Raw genomic sequence first — 14,066 nt, 5'->3', positions numbered from 1 at the left:
ATCAACGGGCTATCGCCCTAAAAAATTTTCAAGTGCTAAATTTCTGAAGATTTATAAACTTAATAGCTATAAGTTTTACTTTTGTTTCAGTATTACCCTTTATCAGTAATAGATTTTCTGATTACAAATTTGAAAGCCCACAAGTTATAAAACGAATGATTTCAGAAAGAGTAATAAAAGAATTAATTTTTGATAGTTTCGTATCTTCGCTCGAAAATAGAAAAATTTATTCTGTAGTTTCCAAATGCGTTAAAAACTTTATATACAATGACTTTGTGGCTTAATTAATCTTGTAAACTGGTGTCAAAAATATCAAAAGCGAAATTATTTTAGAAAAATTGAATTAGTTGCTTAATAAAATTTAACCCACGATATAAAAAAATCGTGGGTTTGTCATCAACCTGAGGACGGATTATCTGTCCCATTAATCTATTCTAATGAGTCTGTAAATAATTTTGTGCTTTAAACTCCAATCTGACAAGAAATAATTAACTAGATATAATAAATAACTTTTAAACTCACTTTTATAGTTGCCAAAATTATATGGTAATATACATAAAACCGTATAATTTTGGCAATAATTTTTATAATGGAAAGAGTTTGTTTCTTATTAAGATTAAAATTAAAAACATTATCCACATGATTATGATTTTAGATTGAATTTGAAGTTATAAGTTTTCTTTAAAGATATGATTCTATCCTTCCTTCAAAGAATATCATTAATTGGTTAATTACTATATCCCAGTTTTTATAACGAACAGTCCATTTCTTCATCACATTTTGACTCGCTAAATAAAGTATTTTGTATAGAGCTTTATCTGAAGGAAAGATAGTCTTTGTTTTTGTAACTTTTCTAAATTGTCTATGTAGACTTTCTATGATGTTTGTAGTATACATTATTCTTCTAATTTCTGCTGTAAATTTAAAGAAAGGCGATAATACTTCCCAGTTAGCATACCAGCTTTTTATTGCAAAGGGGTATTTTTTACCCCATTTTTCTTCTATTTCCTGAAGCTTGGAATATGCTGTTTCTTCATTGACTGCTGTATATACTTCTTTAAAATCTGTTGTGAACTCTTTTAAGTCTTTGTATGGTACATATTTAAATGAATTTCTAAGTTGATGTATTATGCATCTTTGTATTTCAGATTTAGGAAATGAAGCCCCAATTGTTTCTTTTAGACCAGTTAAACCATCTACACTAAATATTAAAATATCTTTAACACCTCTGTTTTTTAGTTCATTTAATATTCCTAACCAGAATTTTGATGATTCACTTTCTCCTATCCAAATTCCTAATATATCTTTAAATCCTTCTAAATTTATCCCTAATACTACATAAGCTGCTTTGTTTTTTATTTGTCCATCTTCTCTTACTTTATAGTGTATAGCATCCATAAATACAAATGGGTAAATTGGTTCAAGTGGTCTATTTTGCCATTCTTGTATTTGGGGTAATAGTTTGTCTGTTATTTTACTTACCATTTCAGCTGATATTTGTATTCCATATATATCTTTTATTTGATCATGTATATCTCTTGTTGTCATTCCCCTTGCATATAGGGATATTACTTTTTCTTCTATTCCTGATATATCTCTTTTATTTTTAGGTACTACTATCGGTTCAAATTCTCCATTCCTGTCTCTTGGGACTTCTATTTGCATTTCTCCAAATTGAGTTTTTACTTTCTTATCTGTATATCCATTTCTTCGATTATCTGTTTGTTTATTTTTTCTATCTCCTTTAGCATAACCTAGTTCTACTTCTAATTCTGCTTCAAGCATTTCTTGAAGTGCATCTTTAAAAAGGTCTTTTAGAAATGAGTGAAGGTCTTGTGCTGTAGTTAAATTACCCTCTCTAATCATTTCTCTTAATGTTTCTTTTTTTAATGTACTCATTGAAAAACTCCTTTCTGGTTTTGATTTTATTTGTTGATTCTTGCCAGAAAGAAGTTTTTATTTCACTTAAGCACAAATTTTTTTACATTACTGCTTAGTTTGCTATACTCTTTTTCAAGGTTCAAAAAACTTTAAATTAACTCTTGACTTTTATTAGCTGGTCTTATATCGTTAATATTTTATCTGTTTAAACTAATCATTTATTAAATCTATAACAACGAAGCCGCTTCTTCATCGGCTATAAGGATGACATCCGGATGTAATTGCAATACAGATGCAGGTACTTTAGGTGTAATTTCACCCTTAACTGCTTTATATATAGCCTCTGCCTTCTCTTTCCCAGAAGCAAGCAGAACAATCTTTTTGGCATGCATTATAGTCTTTATTCCCATACTTATAGCTTTAGTAGGAACTTCCTGTATTGAATTAAAGAACCTAGAATTTGCTTTTATTGTATCTTCATCAAGCTCAACTAGATGAGCTTTAGCCTCAAATTTTAAATCTGGTTCATTAAAACCTATATGCCCATTTCTTCCAATTCCTAGAACCTGTAAATCTATGCCTCCTGCCTGCTGTATCTTTTTTTCGTATTCTTCGCATTCTTTTTCTATGTTTTCCGCCATTCCATTTGGAATGTGTATATTTTCTTTTTTTATGTTTACATGCTTAAATAAGTTTTCCATCATATAATAATGATAGCTTTGTGGATTTTCTTTTGGCAGGCCATAGTATTCGTCCAAATTAAATGTCTTTATATTGGCAAAGTCTATATCTCCATTATTATAAAGTTTTATTAATTCTCTATACATTCCCTTTGGTGTATCTCCTGTAGCAAGTCCTATAACACTATCCGGTTTTAATATGATTTGACTTGCTACTATGTTTGCCGCTTTTCTACTCATTTCTTCATAATCTTTTACAATCAATACTTTCATAGTTCCACCTTCCTTTCACATCAATGTTTCAATTAAAGTTTATTAAAAACAATTTTACCTTCTACAACAGTAAAATATATATTTAAATCTTCATCAAAAACTGTTATATCCGCATCTTTACCTATATCAAGACTACCCTTATCTTTTTCTATTCCTATCACTTTAGCTGGATTTTGTGTAACTAATTTGACAACCTCATATAGTTTAATACTGGTATTCTCTAATACATTTTTCACTGCTCTATTTAACGTTAATATACTTCCAGCTAATGTGTTATCTTCTAATCTTGCTGAACCATTCTTTACTATTACTTTTTGGCCTCCTAGTTCATATATACCATCTTTCATGCATCCAGCTCTCATCGAGTCGGTTATAAGTACTAAATTCTCTATACCTTTTACATCTATAAGTATCTGAAAAATAGCTGGATGTACATGAATTTTATCTGCTATTAATTCACATGTAATATTGCTTCTCAAAACCGCACCTACTATTCCGGGGGCTCTGTGGTGCATAGGAGTCATTGCATTAAAAAGATGAGTAGCATGTTTTATCCCATTCTTGATAGCTTTTTTTGCCTCATCATAGGTTGCATTAGAATGCCCTATAGAAAGAGTTATATCACTATATTCTTTTATTTTTTGTAAAAATCTATATTCTTTATCCATTTCTGGTGCTAGTGTGATTATTTTAATAATGTCTAGATACTCTTTAATAAACTCAAAATCAGGTTTTAAAATATATTTTGCATTTTGAGCACCTTTATATTTTTCATTTATAAAAGGACCTTCCATATGCACTCCTAATACTTTTGCTCCTTGAATATCTAAATACATAGCTTGTCTTACTACATTTAGCGCTCCATATATAGTATCTTTATCCATAGTCATTGTAGTTGGCAGAAAACCTGTAACTCCAGTTTTTGCTATGGTGTTACTAATGTTTGTTATTGACTCCATGGTGCCATCCATAATGTCGCTTCCACCAGCACCATGTATATGAATATCAATAAAACCAGGCGATATAAATTTTCCTTCAACATCTATTAAATTTATGTTTTCATATCTGTCTATATTTTGCAAATCTGCAATATCAATTATTTTTTCGTTAAATATCAATACTTTATCCTCTATAATTGAGTCTTTATATATTATCTTCCCATTAATAAGGCCATATATTTTTTTCATGTTTATCGTCCTTTCTTTCGACAAAATGACATGGTAGCAAATTAAGCTACCATGTCTTTGCTAATCTCTAGAACTTAGCTTTATTTTTTAGCTATTAAATTTTTCATTGCATCTGCTATTATTTCAGCCTTAGTACCTACAACAACTTGCATATTTTTGTTATTAGGTCTAAGTACACCAGATGCTCCTAGTTTTTTTAGTTCTGCATCATCAACTATAGAAGTATCTTTTAATGTTAATCTAAGTCTTGTAATACAAGCATCTATTTCTTCAATATTTTCCATTCCTCCGAGTTTTTCTATATATGCTGATGCTATTTGGGATAACCCATTATTTGTTATTTCACTATCTATTGAACCATTTTCTTCATCTAACCTACCTGGAGTTGGTAAATTTAATTTTTTGATTACATAAACAAAGATTAGATAGTAAATTAATCCAAAACCTAGACCAATAGGTATTAATAACCAACCTTTTGTAGCTATTCCCATATTTAAGAGATAATCTATAGCTCCAGCCGAAAAACCAAAACCATGTTTAATACCTAAAATATGTGCTATAGCTAATGATAAACCAGTAAGTATAGCATGTGTTACATATAAAACTGGAGCTAAAAACATAAATATAAACTCTATTGGTTCAGTTATACCAGTAAGGAAAGATGTAACTGCAACACTTATCATTGCCCCACTAATTGCCTTTCTGTTTTCAGGTTTAGCCATTGTAATCATTGCTAAAGCCGCTGCAGGAAGTGCAAACATAAATATCGGATAAAAACCTGCCATAAATGAGCCTGCAGTTGGATCTCCAGCAAAGAATCTATTTAAATCTCCTGTTGCATTTCCATATTGACCGAATACAAACCAAATAAAGCTATTAATTACATGATGTAATCCAACCGGTATTAATAATCTATTTAATACTCCAAAAGCAAATACTCCTATAGCTCCAGCTCCTATTATCCACTCACCAGCTGCATGAATACCATTTTGAATAGGAGGCCATATATAACCAAAAATAAGTGCTAATACTATACTTGTAGCAGCTGTAACAATAGGTACAAATCTTTTACCTCCAAAAAAACCTAACCAATCGGGTAATTTAATATCATGAAATTTATTATATAAGACCCCTGCTACAATACCAGAAATCATACCTGCAAGTACACTCATATCTATATCTGGATTAATGGTAACTATAGCATTTGTTAAAACAAGATAACCAACAGCACCTGCCAAGCCTGCTGCTCCAGCATTATCAAAAGATAGTCCAACAGCAACACCTATGGCAAACAATAAAGCAAGATTACTAAATATAGCTTCTCCAGCTTTCATAATAAAAGGAATATTTAATATGTCAGCAGCACCTAATCTAAGTAATAATGCTGCCGCTGGTAATACAGCTATTGGTAGCATCAAAGCCTTACCAACTTTTTGAAGTTTACCAAATGAATTTTTCACTTTCTTTCCTCCTTTAATTTTTTATATATTTAAGAAAAATTATAAAATTCATTTTTCCTTCAACATCAAACTTTATTTCATAAAAAACGTTTACATTATTTAGTATTTATGATCTCAGTACAATTTCATATTTATATTTATCGCTTCTATAAATGGCTTTCGTATACTCAATAACTCTGCCGTCATCTAAATACGTCTTCCTTCTAAATAATAATGCTAGTGATTTTTTATCTAATTTTAATAAATCCCTTTCATATTCATTTAACATTATAGGTTCTATTGTTTGTTTAGCATAATCTAAAGTATAGCCGTATTTTTCTTTAAAAATCTTGTAAAGCGATTTCCCTTCTAGCACATCCTTTTTTAAATCTGGACACATATTAAATGGTATCCATACAATCTCAATAGAAAAAGGTTCATCTTCTACTATTCTCAATCTTCTTATTTCTATAACTTTATTATCCTTTTCATCCATATTTAAATGATTCTTAATCTTTTTAGTAGCTTCTTTTATTTTAAATGATAATATCTGGGTAGTTGCTCTTAACCCCTTTTCAGCCATCTCTTCTGTAAAACCTTTTAATTGTGAAAGCTGCTGATTGATTTTAGGTTCAGAAACAAATGTCCCTTTCCCTTGTTCTCTATATAATATTCCTTCATTTACTAATGCCATTATTGCTTTTCTAGCAGTCATTCTGCTTATACCATGAATTTCACACAATTCTCTTTCAGGAGGTACAGGATCTCCCGGTTTTAATTCTTCATTTTCTATCATTTCCTGAATTATTTCTTTTAATTGATAATATAAAGGTAAAGGATTTTGCTTTGATACCTTTCTCAAAAATATCCCCCCAAATTCATCTATTTAATATTACTTATAATGGTACTTATTTAGCTTTTAATTTTATCTCCATTATTGAATCATTAGAAGCCTTTACAAATCCTTTTATTTTGTTTAAACTATCAACTAACTCCATATTAGTTATAACTATAGGACTTATAATCGATTTCCCATTTTCTTGTAAATATTCTAAATCAACCTCAAGCAATTTATCGCCAATTTTTACATAATCACCTTTGGTTACATAACTTTTAAAACCTTTTCCCTTTAGTTCTACAGTATCTATCCCTATATGGATAAGTATTTGCAAGCCTTCTTTTGTTTCTATACCTACGGCATGATTTGTAGGAAATAACTGTATTATCTTCCCATCACAAGGCGCAACAACAATTCCATCAGTAGGCTCAATAGCTACCCCATCTCCAACCATCTTCTGTGAGAAAACTTCATCTGGAACATTTTCAATATCTATTACTTTTCCAATCATAGGTGCCAAAATATTTTTGCTTTTGTTCTTCCTTAAAAATTTAAACATGTTTAATCCCCTCCATGATTATCTAAATTTTTAGCTTCTGTTAAATTCACTTTCTTCTTAATCATAATAATTGCTAATTTAGCATTATAATCACATTTTTCTAAAACGTCTTTAATTACTTTTTCCTCTGCTCCTGTCGCTAAATAAACGATTTCCTCTACCCTTTTTCTAAGCTTTTTGTTTATAGGTCTAACGTTTACCATTAGATTGCTATAAACTTTTCCTATTTTAATCATAGATGCAGTACTAAGCATATTTAAAACCATCTTTTGAGCCGTTCCTGCCTTCATTCTAGTAGAACCCATAATTACCTCTGGTCCAACTTCTACACAAATAGTAATGTCGCAAATCTCTCTTAATTTCCCTTTACTATTACATATAAGCCCTACAGTTTTAGCACCAACTTTTTTAGCATATTCAATCGCTTTTATAACATAAGGAGTATTGCCACTAGCACTTATCCCAACTACAACGTCTTTGAAATTCACCTTTCTTTTCTCCATGTCCTCAATCGCTAGTTTCTCATCATCTTCTGTGTATTCTAACCATCCACTTAATGCCTTTTCTCCTCCTGATATAATACCTTGAACCATAGAATCATCCACTCCAAATGTAGGAGGACACTCAGATGCATCAAGTACTCCTAATTTACCACTGGTACCACTACCTACATAAAACAACCTTCCACCTTTATTAAAACTTTCTACAATTAAATCCACAGCTTTAGCAATATTATTCTTCTCCTTTTCAACTGCATAAGCAACTTTTTTATCTTCATCATTTATTTTTTCTATTATTCCAAGAGTAGACAATTTATCAATATTCAGTGTATTAACATTTCTACCTTCAACGATTATATCACTCAAATCCTCATCAACCTTCCTTCATATTAAAGTCTTATCCTGTTGTTATATATTTGTATTATTGTTATGTTGTATATACCAATTTGTATTTATATTATAATATGTATTTATTCTTTTTGTCAAATATAAGTTTAAAAATCTCAATTAAAAATAACTGAAGGCATAATGCCTTCAGTTATTAAGATTTATTCTAATATTCTCTCCTTCTACTTCTCAAAATTATTTTCTACTAATGCCTTAAGTGCTTCTACTGCCTGCTTTTCATCTTCTCCATCTGCTATTATTGTTAATTTATCTCCTTTTCCTGCTCCTAAACTTAATATACCCATTATGCTTTTTGCGCTGTATTTTTTGTCGTCTTTCATGATTTTTATATCTGATGTATATTTTGTTGCTTCTTTTACAAATATACTTGCTGGTCTTGCATGTAGTCCTGTTTCATTTTTTAATTCTACTTGTACCTTTTGCATATTATTCCTCCTCCAATTTTTCAAAAAATTCTTTTATCCTTTCTTTAATAGATTTAACGTCTAATCCATAATTTTTAAATAATTCGTCTGCTGTTCCAGATTCGCCGAAAACGTCATTTACACCGATTATTTCCATAGGAGTTGGATCATTTGTTACTACAACTTCGGCAACTGCACTGCCCAATCCACCATATATACTATGGTCTTCTATTGTAACTATCCCTTTAGTCTTTTTAATGGAAGTCAATATCAAATCTCTGTCTATCGGTTTAATAGATGCCATATTTATTACTTCTAAACTTATACCTTCGTTACTCAACTGCTCTGCAGCAAGTAATGAAAAATATGTCATAATCCCATGACTGACAACAGTAATATCTGTACCCTCTCTTAAAATTTCTCCTTTTCCTATCTTAAAATCATAATCATCTCTATGAAGTTTAGGCATTTCAGCTCTACCAATTCTGATATAGACTGGTCCATGATATTTTACCGCTTCTTCAATAGCTTTTTTGGTCTCAACTTCATCAGATGGTGCTAATACAGTCATATTCGGCATTGTCCTCATCAGCGAAATATCTTCCAATGCTTGGTGTGTAGCTCCATCACCGCCAACTGCTAGCCCCGGATGTGTAGCTGCAATCTTTACATTATTATTACTATATGCTATACATTGTCTTATCTGATCATATGCTCTACCTGTTGCAAAAACCGCAAACGTACTCACTATCGGTATGTACCCTTCACTAGCTAAACCTGCGCTAACTGACATCATATTTTGCTCACATATCCCCATGTTGAAATGTCTTTCAGGATATTTTTTTTGAAATTTAATAGTCTTTGTAGAAGATGCTAAATCAGCATTTAAGACTATGATATTATCATTTTTAGCACCAAGCTCTACTAATGCATCTCCAAAAACATCTCTAGGTGATTTCATCATTATACCAACTCCCTGAATTTCTTTAATTCTGTTTTAGCAATTCTGTACTGCTCATCTGTCATCTTATTACAATGCCAGCTTATCTCATTCTCCATAAAAGAAACTCCTTTTCCTTTAACAGTATTAGCTATTATAGCAATAGGTTTCTGGTTATCTCTTCTTTCTTTTAGACTCTCCACGATTTCTTTAATATCATGACCATCTATTGTTTTAACATTCCATCCAAATGATGCAAATTTATCTCCTAAATTGCTGAAACTCAATTCATTTACAACAGTTTCATCTAATTGCAAGCCATTGTTATCTACTATTACACATAGATTATCCAATTTAAAGTGAGAAGCCGATGCAATAGCCTCCCAATTTTGCCCTTCTTCAAGCTCTCCATCTCCAACTAATACATAAACTCTGCTATTTAATCCTTTTAATTTTAATGCTAAAGCCTTTCCAACGCCAAATGATATTCCCTGTCCTAATGAACCTGCACTCATTTCGATTCCCGGTGTCTTTAGTGTATGAGGATGACCTTGTAAGATTGAACCCATTTTTTTGTATGTACATAAATGATCTTTAGAGAAAAATCCAAGATCCGCTAATATAGTATATAATCCTAAAGTCCCATGTCCCTTGCTGAGTATGAATCTGTCTCTATCTTCAAGTTTTGGATTTAGAGGGTCTATCTTCATGACATCATAATATAGTGCTGTTAATATTTCTATGGTTGATAGTGCCCCTCCAATATGACACTTCCCTAGATTATATGCATAATCTATGACTTCTTCTCTGATTTGCATGGCTTTATGCTGCAAATGTTTGATATCCATATAATTTCCTCCTTCTTTAAAAGAAAGAGAGAGAGAATTGTCTCTCTCTTTTACTTTGATTAATGAACAAATATTTTTAATATATTTCCTAATAATATACCTACAACGCCGAAGTCGGCATCACTAAATGTAGTATTAGCATAACCTAGATTTCCAAGTACAGGCATTAATAGCACTGGAAGGAATGTTATCAAAAGTCCATGTACAAATGCTCCAAGTATAGCTCCTCTTCTTCCGCCAGTAGCATTACCAAATACACCTGCTGTAGCACCGCAGAAGAAATGAGGTACAACTCCAGGAATGATTACAGGTAGCCCAAGCGCCATTAGTATAAACATTCCTATAACTCCTGCTGCGAAACTTGATAAGAATCCTAAAAGCACTGCTGTTGGAGCATATGGGAATACAACAGGACAGTCTAATGCAGGTTTTGCATTAGGTACTAATTTTTCTGCAATACCTTTAAATGCAGGAACTATTTCTGCAAGAACCATTCTAACACCTTGAAGTATTACAAATACTCCTGCTGCAAATGTAATTGCTTGAATTATTGAAAATACAATATAATTTTGTCCTCCGCTTAAACCTTCTGTAAACTCTTTTCCTGCTGCAATTGCCGATATGATAAAGATTATACCCATTGTGAATGCTATAGCAACTGGTGTATCCCTTAAGAAAGAAAGTGCTTTTGGCAATTCCATTTCTTCTGTTGATTTTTCTTTATTTCCAAACCATTTACCTATTAGACCAGCAATCACATATCCTGTGGTACCAAAATGTCCAAATGCAACTTCATCTGTACCAGTTATATCCTTCATGAAAGGCTGTGCAATCGCTGGGAAAAATACCATTACAGAACCTAATATTAAAGAACCTACCGCTACTAAACTTACTCCTGACATTCCACCTGCTGCCAATATAGCAGCTATCATAATACCCATATACAATGTATGATGACCAGTTAAAAATATATATTTCCATTTAGTAAATCTAGCAATAATAATGTTGACAATCATACCAAAGAACATAATTAATGCCATCTCTTTACCAAACGCCTTTTGGGCAATTGACACTATAGCCTCATTATTTGGTACTATACCCGAAATACCAAATCCGTATTGAAACATCTCTGAAAAGTGATTTAATGCTCCTACTACTACTCCTGCTCCAGCACCTAGAATAATAAAGCCCATAATTGTCTTTATTGTTCCCTTAATACAGTCGGTTGCTGACTTTTTTTGAGCTAATAAACCTACTAGTGCCACTAATCCAACTAGTACAGCCGGTACACTTAAAACATCGTACATCAAGAATTTAAAAAACGACATGGCTTTTCCCCCTTTATCTTTATCACTTATACAGTAGCTTATAGAACGCCTAACTTTTTGAATGTCTCTTCAAGTTGTCTCTTCATATCTTCTTTATCTATCATACTTTTTAATGATATTACTTCTCCACCTATGCCTTCTAATTGACTTGTTATATCTCTTGTACCAACATAAATATCAGCTTTTTCAGCTTTTGCAGACCCTAAATCTGTATGAGTTACTTCTGCATTAACTCCCATTTCTTTTAATATTGACTTAATACTCATTTCCATCATAAAACTACTTCCCAATCCACTTCCACAAACTACTAATATCTTCATATTACCTACACCTCCCTTCTATTTTGAATATTTTTCTATTATACAGAGGATTTCTTTCTTATTTTTAGCATTAAATATAGCTTGTACATCCTCTGAATTATTTAACAATCCCATAAGTTGAGATAGTGCTTTTAAGTGCATTTCATTATCAATAGCCGCAAGCGTTATCACCAACTTAACTGGGTCATTATCTTCATTCCCAAATTCAACCGGATTTTTCAATGTCATTAAGCTCATCGATAGCTTTTTAACTCCACATTCCGGCCTAGCATGCGGTAATGCAATGCCCGGTGCTATAACAATATATGCCCCTATTTCAAGAATGTTTTTAATTATTCCATCTATATAACTCTTATCTATATAATCCTTGATTAATAGCATTTCAGCCCCCTTATATACTGCATCTTTCCAATCTTTCACTTCTACATTTAAAGCTATTGTCTCCTCTGTAATTAACTCATTTAACATAGGTTTACCTCCTTCAAGCTCATTTATAAATTGTGTTTTATTTTTTAAAATATATATAATCTCATTTAATAACTGCTCATAATTTTCAATTTTGCAGTGATTTGATATTGAATTCATAATTTGAGAAACAACCTTTTCAACATTATTAGAACTATCTTCTATTTGTGTTATGTTAAGAGTGTTCTGTATAATTCGACAGTCCTTTGTATTAAGTAGAGGACTAACGACTATTGTTTTAAAAAATTTGCTTTCAATATCTATAGTTGAAATTAAAAAGTCTATATTCTTATTCAAATATTTATCAGTATCTAACGAAGAAATTGTATCTACTATATTAATCTGTGGAAATTTAATTTTCAGTTGTGCTTCTAAAAGCTTTGCTGTACCAACACCGCTTCCACAAACCACCAGTACATTAAATTTCCTTCCTTTGAATTTACTCTGCAAATGAAGTGCTGAACCAAAATGCATTGCTATATACCCTATTTCATCTTCATTAAAGCTTATATCATATTTTTTCTCTATATCTTTTACTATTTTTTTAGTAGTATCAAATACTCTTTTAAATCTATTTTTGATATCATTTAATAACGGATTATGAATTTTTATGTCAAATTCCATTCTATACACCGCTGGCCTTAAATGCAGTATCAGATTTTTCATAAGTCCACTTTTATCGCTTAATACAATTTTGAATTCTTTTTCAAAATTATTAATCAAATCACATGCAATTTCTGAAATAGATTCTTTCTCATACTGATTGTTAAGGTCTTTTTGCACCTTTGTCCCAACTAAATGCATAGCTATATAACCTATTTCATCTTCTGGTATCTTTATATTAAACTTTTCTTCTAATTTCTCTGCCATGCTTTTAGCTGCTTCAAATTCTGTAAATTCTTTTATTTTACTCAAATTACAAGGCGACATTTTAATCTCTTTATTGTCTCTTAATCTCTTTATAGCAATAGCTATATGAGTTACTAAATTTACATAGGATTCATAAGTAAATTCCTTTTCTAATAACTTTTCTGTATATCTTACACAGGCTTCAATGTAATTTATATCGAGGTCTTTAAATAGACTCTTTATTTCTTTAGATATCCCACTATCGACTTTAACTCTCCCATTAATGGCTCTAATTATGTCTACTGCCATGTCTTTTTCGAATATTTCTGTCATAAGTTCTTTTACGGCTCTCCGCTTCATGTTTTCCATACCTTCAAGAAAATAACCTATTCTAGGCTTGCTCACTAATTCAACTCCTCGCTCCTTAAACCACTCTCTCAATACTTTAAGCTCTTTAAGCACAGTATTTTTACTTACAAGTAATTCATTTTCTAAATCATTTATTGTTATCGGTTTTGAAGATTCTAATAATTTTAAAGCTATTATTTTCTTCCTCTCCTCTGTCGAATTTACATAGAAATAAGTATCAATATTTTTAAGCAAATCTCTTATCATTTTTTTCTGTTTTTGATTTGCAAAAATTCCCTTACCCGGTATTCGATTCAGAGGCGCTAATCCATTACTTTTTAACCAATCGTCAATTTTATTCAAATTGTATCTTATTGTTCTTTCAGAAATATTTAACTCTTGTGATAAGGTTTTCACAACTATCGGACTGTCTTTTTCAATTATCTTTAATAAAATAACACAACTCCTCTTATCTAACATATTCAATCATCCTTCTCTTTATTTTTAATTATATTCCCTTAATGCTATCAATAAAAGTCCAATAAATGTTAGCTAATATACTGCAATTTTGAAACATTTTTTATTTATCTTTTACACCAAAGCAAAGTATAGGGTTAATACAAAAATAACTGAAGGTATAATCCCTTCAGTTATTAAAATTCCATCCTAATTCATCTATAAACTTCTCTACTTCTTCTGCTGTCGGTAAGTCTATTATTTGATTTGCTATCTTCTCCATCTCTTTCCTTTCTATGTTCCTTATTATTCGTCTTGCTCTTAATATTGATATTGGGCTCAT

General features: G+C 31.1%; 13 protein-coding genes. All 13 read right to left on the bottom strand.

What is annotated here, in order from left to right:
• Nucleotides 1-681: 681 nt before the first annotated feature.
• Nucleotides 682-1,899, bottom strand: coding sequence for an IS256 family transposase (locus BUB51_RS09360; RefSeq protein ID WP_073197310.1), 1,218 nt, complete (start codon nucleotides 1,897-1,899; stop codon nucleotides 682-684).
• 209 nt (nucleotides 1,900-2,108) lie between these two features.
• On the bottom strand, nucleotides 2,109-2,834 hold the full coding sequence (gene nagB / locus BUB51_RS09355; protein WP_073197308.1) for a glucosamine-6-phosphate deaminase: 726 nt from the start codon (nucleotides 2,832-2,834) through the stop codon (nucleotides 2,109-2,111).
• A gap of 32 nt (nucleotides 2,835-2,866) precedes the next feature.
• Nucleotides 2,867-4,021 (bottom strand): N-acetylglucosamine-6-phosphate deacetylase, encoded by a 1,155-nt coding sequence (nagA, locus tag BUB51_RS09350; protein ID WP_073197306.1) that lies wholly within the window; start codon nucleotides 4,019-4,021, stop codon nucleotides 2,867-2,869.
• 80 nt (nucleotides 4,022-4,101) lie between these two features.
• Nucleotides 4,102-5,481, bottom strand: a complete 1,380-nt coding sequence (gene nagE, locus BUB51_RS09345; protein ID WP_035165028.1) for an N-acetylglucosamine-specific PTS transporter subunit IIBC — start codon at nucleotides 5,479-5,481, stop codon at nucleotides 4,102-4,104.
• Between the two features lie 106 nt (nucleotides 5,482-5,587).
• Nucleotides 5,588-6,322 carry a GntR family transcriptional regulator gene (locus BUB51_RS09340; protein WP_035165280.1) on the bottom strand — a complete coding sequence of 245 codons (735 nt, stop codon included), beginning with the start codon at nucleotides 6,320-6,322 and terminating at the stop codon, nucleotides 5,588-5,590.
• Nucleotides 6,323-6,368: 46 nt separating this feature from the next.
• Nucleotides 6,369-6,857, bottom strand: coding sequence for a PTS sugar transporter subunit IIA (locus BUB51_RS09335; protein ID WP_073197303.1), 489 nt, complete (start codon nucleotides 6,855-6,857; stop codon nucleotides 6,369-6,371).
• Nucleotides 6,858-6,859: 2 nt separating this feature from the next.
• Entirely contained in the window at nucleotides 6,860-7,723 is an 864-nt protein-coding gene (gene murQ, locus BUB51_RS09330; protein ID WP_073197301.1) for an N-acetylmuramic acid 6-phosphate etherase, read from the bottom strand.
• A gap of 203 nt (nucleotides 7,724-7,926) precedes the next feature.
• Nucleotides 7,927-8,190, bottom strand: coding sequence for an HPr family phosphocarrier protein (locus tag BUB51_RS09325; RefSeq protein ID WP_035164902.1), 264 nt, complete (start codon nucleotides 8,188-8,190; stop codon nucleotides 7,927-7,929).
• Nucleotide 8,191: 1 nt separating this feature from the next.
• Nucleotides 8,192-9,133 (bottom strand): transketolase family protein, encoded by a 942-nt coding sequence (locus BUB51_RS09320; RefSeq protein ID WP_073197298.1) that lies wholly within the window; start codon nucleotides 9,131-9,133, stop codon nucleotides 8,192-8,194.
• Complete coding sequence (locus BUB51_RS09315) at nucleotides 9,133-9,957, bottom strand: transketolase (RefSeq protein WP_035164898.1); 825 nt, start codon at nucleotides 9,955-9,957, stop codon at nucleotides 9,133-9,135. Before BUB51_RS09315 ends, BUB51_RS09320 begins: the two co-directional genes overlap by 1 nt.
• A 59-nt stretch (nucleotides 9,958-10,016) precedes the next feature.
• Nucleotides 10,017-11,285: a PTS ascorbate transporter subunit IIC gene (locus tag BUB51_RS09310; protein WP_073197297.1), complete on the bottom strand. Its 1,269-nt coding sequence runs from the start codon at nucleotides 11,283-11,285 to the stop codon at nucleotides 10,017-10,019.
• A gap of 38 nt (nucleotides 11,286-11,323) precedes the next feature.
• Entirely contained in the window at nucleotides 11,324-11,605 is a 282-nt protein-coding gene (locus tag BUB51_RS09305) for a PTS sugar transporter subunit IIB (RefSeq protein WP_035164893.1), read from the bottom strand.
• 18 nt (nucleotides 11,606-11,623) lie between these two features.
• Nucleotides 11,624-13,747 (bottom strand): BglG family transcription antiterminator, encoded by a 2,124-nt coding sequence (locus BUB51_RS09300; RefSeq protein ID WP_073197295.1) that lies wholly within the window; start codon nucleotides 13,745-13,747, stop codon nucleotides 11,624-11,626.
• Nucleotides 13,748-14,066: the final 319 nt, after the last annotated feature.

Source organism: Caloranaerobacter azorensis DSM 13643, assembly GCF_900129995.1.
In the GTDB taxonomy this organism is placed as follows: Bacteria; Bacillota; Clostridia; order Tissierellales; family Thermohalobacteraceae; genus Caloranaerobacter; species Caloranaerobacter azorensis.
The sequence above is the reverse complement of the archived record's forward strand: the minus strand, read 5'-3'. Positions and strand labels throughout refer to the sequence as shown.